Origin of the sequence: Paenibacillus forsythiae T98 (genome assembly GCF_000520735.1) — a bacterium.
GTDB lineage: Bacteria > Bacillota > Bacilli > Paenibacillales > Paenibacillaceae > Paenibacillus_AQ > Paenibacillus_AQ forsythiae.
Genome location: NZ_ASSC01000410.1, coordinates 1 through 5,510, shown reverse-complemented (window position 1 = coordinate 5,510; position 5,510 = coordinate 1). Strand labels below are relative to the sequence as shown.

Here is a 5,510-nt window from a genome sequence, read left to right as displayed (position 1 = left end):
CGGACTTAGCCAGTCCATGACGGTAGGAGGATTGAACCCTTCCACCACCTACTATTTTGCCATGAAGACGACGGATGAAGCTGGCAACGTGTCCACCATCTCCAATGTGGCTAGCGCGGCGACATCGGTGAGCAGCGGCAGCGTGGTGAATGTGTCTACGCCCGGAGAACTGGACAGCGCCCTCTCAAGCGCAGTCCCCGGCACAACCATTATCCTTGCGGACGGTACATACAAGAAGAGCGGGTCATTCGCCATTAGCGGCAAGAACGGCACGATTGCCAGTCCGATTACCATTAAGGCGGCCAATCGCGGTCAGGCGGTGATCAGCGGCAGCGCCAATATTACGATGACCAAATCCGCCTATATTGTCATCGATGGTCTGAAATTCACCAATACCGGGAACTCGGCAATTAAGCTCACAAGCTCCAACCATATTCGAATCACGCGCAGCCATTTCCGTTTGACCGAGAATGGCAGCTCCTTGAGATGGTTGTATATCGGCGGCGAGAACAGCCATCACAATCGGATTGATCACAATCTGTTCGAGGAGAAGCATGATCTGGGCAACTTCATCACGTTCGACGGTTCCGATACCCAGGTGTCGCAGTATGATGTCGTCGAGTACAACCACTTCCGCAACATCGGCCCCCGCGCGACGAATGAAATGGAAGCGATCCGCGTCGGGTGGAGCAATATCTCGATGTCGGACGGCTACATTACCTTGCAGTACAACCTGTTCGAAGACTGCGACGGAGATCCGGAGATCGTATCGTTCAAGAGCGGAAAGAATATCTTCCGCTACAATACGGTGCGCAATTCGCAAGGCGTCGTTTCCTCGCGCCACGGCAACGGAAACAGCTTCTATGGAAACTTTTTTCTTGGCGACGGTTCAAAATCGGACCTTGGCGGTATCCGTATCTATGGTCAGGATCATAAGGTCTACAACAACTACTTCGAAGGTTTAACAGGCTCCGGATATGATGCAACCATTGCCGTCGATGGCGGGGATGTGGACACAAGCGGGGCGCTCAACTCGCATTTTCGCGTATATCGGGCTGAGATTGTCAATAACACGCTGGTGAATAACGCAACAGGAATCGAGATTGGCAAAAACTACTCGCTTGCGCCGAAAGACAGCAAGATTGCCAACAATGTAATCAAAGGCTCCAGCAGAAAGCTGATCAACGAGTTCAAGACGCCGGATAATATGCTGTATGAAGGCAATATCGTGTATCCTTCCGGCAGCGCCACTGTAGGCATTGACGCTTCGGCTTCTCAGGTGGTCGTTGCGGACCCGCTCTTCACTACGGTAAACGGTCTACAGAAGCTTTCGGCATCCAGCCCCGCAATTAACGCGTCAGCCGGCAGCTACACTTATGTGAGGGATGACATGGATGGGCAGCCAAGAAGCGACGTGAATGATGCCGGCGCCGACGAATACTCGGCCGCTTCGAGCTTAAACGCGCCGCTGGTTTCGGACGATGTGGGTATAGACGCTCCGTAGCCTGCCCGGCGAGCCGGCAGGAACATAAGCAGCAATAGCAGTGACAACAAGCAGATGTCTTCCGCCGGGAGAGTCTGCTTTTGTCATTGGTGCCGCTGTAAGCTACTGCAAGATAGTTGAATTTCTCGATCATGTCAATGAACTTGAATTTCCGGGAGAGCTGGAGCAATTTCTGAAGGAATCCTTTGACTCCATGAGTGAGATGGATTTACAGCAGATAGATGACTCCATGAATAGGGCTGTTCAAGATTATAGCAGCTTCCTTGCCGAGCACAGGGAGAGCATTGCGCATTATTTGGCCTACCGGAATTCACAGGAGTATAGATCAAGTCCTGCCTGCAAAATGGAGCAGCTGTTAATTGAATTTCAACACAGCAGCGGATATTACGATGTCTTTATTCCGAATTTACAAGCTTTAAGCGGCTCGTATCGAAAATATCAAGAACAGCTAAAGCGGGCAAATACAGCGTTTCTGAACCAATATCCGGATGCGGAGAACCGGTTTGGAAGCAAGTGAAAGGTGAATTTTTTTAAAAAAGGGGCCATAGCCCCGCTGCTTCAAGTACGCTCAGGCGGGCTATGGCTTCAAGTGTTAGCATGGTCGGTATTGAAAGTTGCGTGTATTGCAAAGGCTCTTTAGTAAGAGCCCTCAGCAATCATAATGTCGCGCTCCAGGTCGGCTACGGATAAATCCTGCTTCAGATAAACGTCGTCCTGCGGGAGCGCGAGTTGAAAATCGGTGCAGCTGCAAATGGAAATTGTCCCTTCTTCGAGCACAAAATCCAGCACATGTCCTCCTCCGTCGCGGGCCTCATTGATGAAATGCAAATGATATCCGGCGACTGCGATCCCTTGTGCGAAGGAAGGAGTCCAGAAACCGGCGATAACGCCGTCCACATCGGCAAAATGAAAGGACGGCTGGGATTTGGTAACCTCCACAAATGGCGGATACGGCTTATCCTGATGCGGGACCGTGCGGGTGTGAACCTCCCGAAAATGCCCGTCAATCCGGATCGCGTGAAACAGATTATGGCTGGGAACGAGATCGTCCAGCACCTTCTCCAGCTCTTGACGGGTTACCGCCTTATCCAGCTGCAAAGTCTGCTGTTGTTCAAAAAAGGTTACAGAGGAGAACGGCGTGCTTTCGTCAAGACTGACTTTTTTGGCCGTTCCGTCAGGGTATAAATGAAAGAATTCTCCGTCAAAAGCGATCATCTCCCCGTCCAGCTGATGAAAGGTTCCGATGCCGAAATCCCCGTGCTTTTTCAGTTCTCCAAATGTGACTGTTCCGTCATACAGACCGCTGAGCAGCGCAATCATGGTTGAGGCTTGATAGATGACGTGACCTTCCATTTATCCTCATCTCCTTATTAATGAATAATATGCATTATAATATCAGTTGGCCTTGTCAGGCAGCAGCTTCTCCCCGAGCTTGGCGCTGTCTCTATAGTCAATCGGGATATCGACGACAACGGGACCTATTTGTTCGAGAGCGCAGCGCAGCACTTCTTCCAGTTGATCTGGCCGATTCACCCGGAGTCCGACCGCGCCGAAGCTTTCGGCATATTGCACAATGTCGATGCTGCCAAAGTCCACGCCCGAGGTTCTGCCGTATTTGCCCATTTGCTGGAAGGCAACCATATTATAGGTTCCGTCGGTCCACACAATATGAACGAGCGGAGTCTTCAGCCGTACTGCCGTTTCCAGCTCCATCGAGGAGAACAGAAATCCGCCGTCCCCGGAAATGGAAATGACTTTTTCGCCCGGACGCACCAGTGAAGCGGCAATGGCCCACGGCATGGCTACACCGAGGGTCTGCATGCCGTTGCTGAAGAGCAGGCGGCGGGGCTCATAGCAGCGGAAGTAGCGCGCCATCCAGATATAGTGGGAACCGACATCGCAGGTGACCGTTGTCTGGTCGTCAATCAGCTTGCGCAGGGTAAAGATGAAATCCAGCGGGTGAACATGCTCCGGATGGGGAATGCGCGGGACGGCTCCGTCCTGATCCAGCTTCTGCTGGAGTTCTCTTAACGTCGACAGTGATTCGGGAGGGAGCTGAAGGCCGGTCAAATGCGGAGACAATGTCTCAATGGTCAGGGCAACGTTGCCGATCAGCTCGATCAGCGGCTGGTAATCATGATCGAAGTCGGCTTGCCGGTTATCCAGATGATACACCTTCCGGACCCCTTCACGATTCCAAAGGCAAGGATCATACTCAATCGGATCATAGCCGATTGTCAGAACTACATCGGCTTCCTTCAGCAGAAGATCGCCCGGCTGGTTCGAGAACAGACCGACTCTGCCGATGAAATGTTCTTCCAGGTCGCGCGAGATTACACCGGCGGCCTGAAAGGTTTCAACAACCGGAATATCCGTGCCGCGGATGAGCTTCCGGATAGCTGAGGTCACTTCCGGCGAGCTTGCTTTCATGCCGAGCAGAATAACCGGAAGCTTGGCTTGGCGTATGTTGGCGGCGACGGCTTCGATCAAGGCGGAGGGAGCGGCGCCAAGCTGGGGAGTGGCCAGAGGCCCAAAGTTGAAGGGGACGGCTTCGCCGAGCAGCACATCCATGGGAAGGCTGACGAATGCCGCTCCCGGCTGGGCGGTGGAAGCCTCGCGGAATGCGTTCGTAATCGCTTCGGCGACATTGTTCGGATGCTCGACCTCCACGCTGTATTTCGTAACCGGCTTAAACAGGCCGGCATTGTCCATGGATTGATGGGTATGCTTTAACCGGTCCGCCCGGGGGACAGCTCCTGCGAGCGCTACGACCGGATCGCTTTCCGAGTTGGCCGTAGCCAGCCCTGTGACCAGATTGGAGGCGCCCGGACCGGAAGTTACCAGGCATACCCCCGGCTTGCCTGTCAGGCGGCCGACAGCCGCCGCCATAAAGGCGGCATTCTGCTCATGCCGGCAAACAATAAGCTCCGGCCCCCGTTCCCGCAGCACATCGAATACGGAGTCGATTTTGGCTCCGGGAATTCCGAAAATGTACGGAACCTCTTGCGATATCAAGCTGTCAACAACCAGGTTGGCACCATTTGTTGAGGCGATCACTGTAGAGATCTTTGAATCTGCTTCTGTGCTCATCCTATCCATCTCCTTATCTCTGAAATCTCTGAAAATTCATTTCATTTTCTTCATTTCCATGTATATACAGAAATCATGACGCCAAGGTCTATTATATTACCAATAAAAGTAAAATCAAGTGGGAAAATCAAATTTACTCTGCTTCGGGTGTCTGTGGTATAGTGAAAGCATGAGTCACAGGACAAGGGAGGGCATGATATGACCATTGCAACAACGATGATTATCCGGCTGGATATCGAGAAGTCGGTCGCTTCCTTCGGGGATGTTGCTACAGGCATTGCCGGAGCGGGCGGGGATATTGTCGCCATCGACGTGATCCGCGCGGGCAGGGAGGTAACGACCAGGGACATTACGGTAAATGTGGCGGACGCCGGAAACGAGGAAATTATCCGTGTATTGTCGGACATGCCGGGAATCAAAGTGGTCAATGTATCCGACCGGACCTTCCTGGCTCATCTTGGCGGCAAAATCGAAATTATCCCGAAGCTGCCGATCAAGAACCGCGAGGATTTGTCCCAGGTCTATACCCCCGGGGTGGCGCGGGTCAGCATGGCTATCGCGGAGGATAAATCGAAAGCGTATACATTGACGATGAAACGCAATACGGTTGCGGTGGTGACCGATGGAACGGCGGTGCTTGGCCTGGGGGATATTGGAGCGGAAGCAGCCATGCCGGTCATGGAGGGCAAGGCGATGCTGTTCAAGCAATTGGCCGGAATTGACGCTTTTCCGCTGTGCCTGAATACGAAAGACCCGGATGAGATCATCCGCATCGTCAAGGCGGTCTCCCCCGGCTTTGGCGGCATCAACCTGGAGGATATCTCCTCGCCGCGCTGCTTCGACATTGAGCGGAGGCTGGCGGAGGAGCTTGACATTCCCGTATTCCATGACGATCAGCACGGCACGGCGGTCGTCG

At 53.2% G+C, this 5,510-nt stretch carries 4 protein-coding genes and 1 pseudogene; 3 read left to right on the top strand and 2 right to left on the bottom strand.

Features of this window, described 5'->3' with window-relative positions; all coding sequences use genetic code 11:
- Positions 1-1,504, top strand: a 1,504-nt coding sequence (locus tag L692_RS0113085; protein WP_084463183.1) for a polysaccharide lyase 6 family protein, incomplete at its 5' end; no start/stop codon positions are given.
- A gap of 40 nt (positions 1,505-1,544) precedes the next feature.
- On the top strand, positions 1,545-2,021 hold the full coding sequence (locus L692_RS0113080) for a hypothetical protein (protein WP_025700512.1): 477 nt from the start codon (positions 1,545-1,547) through the stop codon (positions 2,019-2,021).
- Positions 2,022-2,140: 119 nt separating this feature from the next.
- Here the strand turns inward: L692_RS0113080 and budA are convergent, their stop codons facing one another.
- Entirely contained in the window at positions 2,141-2,857 is a 717-nt protein-coding gene (budA, locus tag L692_RS0113075; RefSeq protein ID WP_025700509.1) for an acetolactate decarboxylase, read from the bottom strand.
- 42 nt (positions 2,858-2,899) lie between these two features.
- Positions 2,900-4,594: an acetolactate synthase AlsS gene (gene alsS / locus L692_RS0113070; RefSeq protein ID WP_036723542.1), complete on the bottom strand. Its 1,695-nt coding sequence runs from the start codon at positions 4,592-4,594 to the stop codon at positions 2,900-2,902.
- A 198-nt stretch (positions 4,595-4,792) separates the two neighbouring features.
- Here alsS and L692_RS0113065 point away from each other — a divergent pair.
- Positions 4,793-5,510: pseudogene (locus L692_RS0113065) on the top strand (NAD-dependent malic enzyme); the annotation flags it as partial.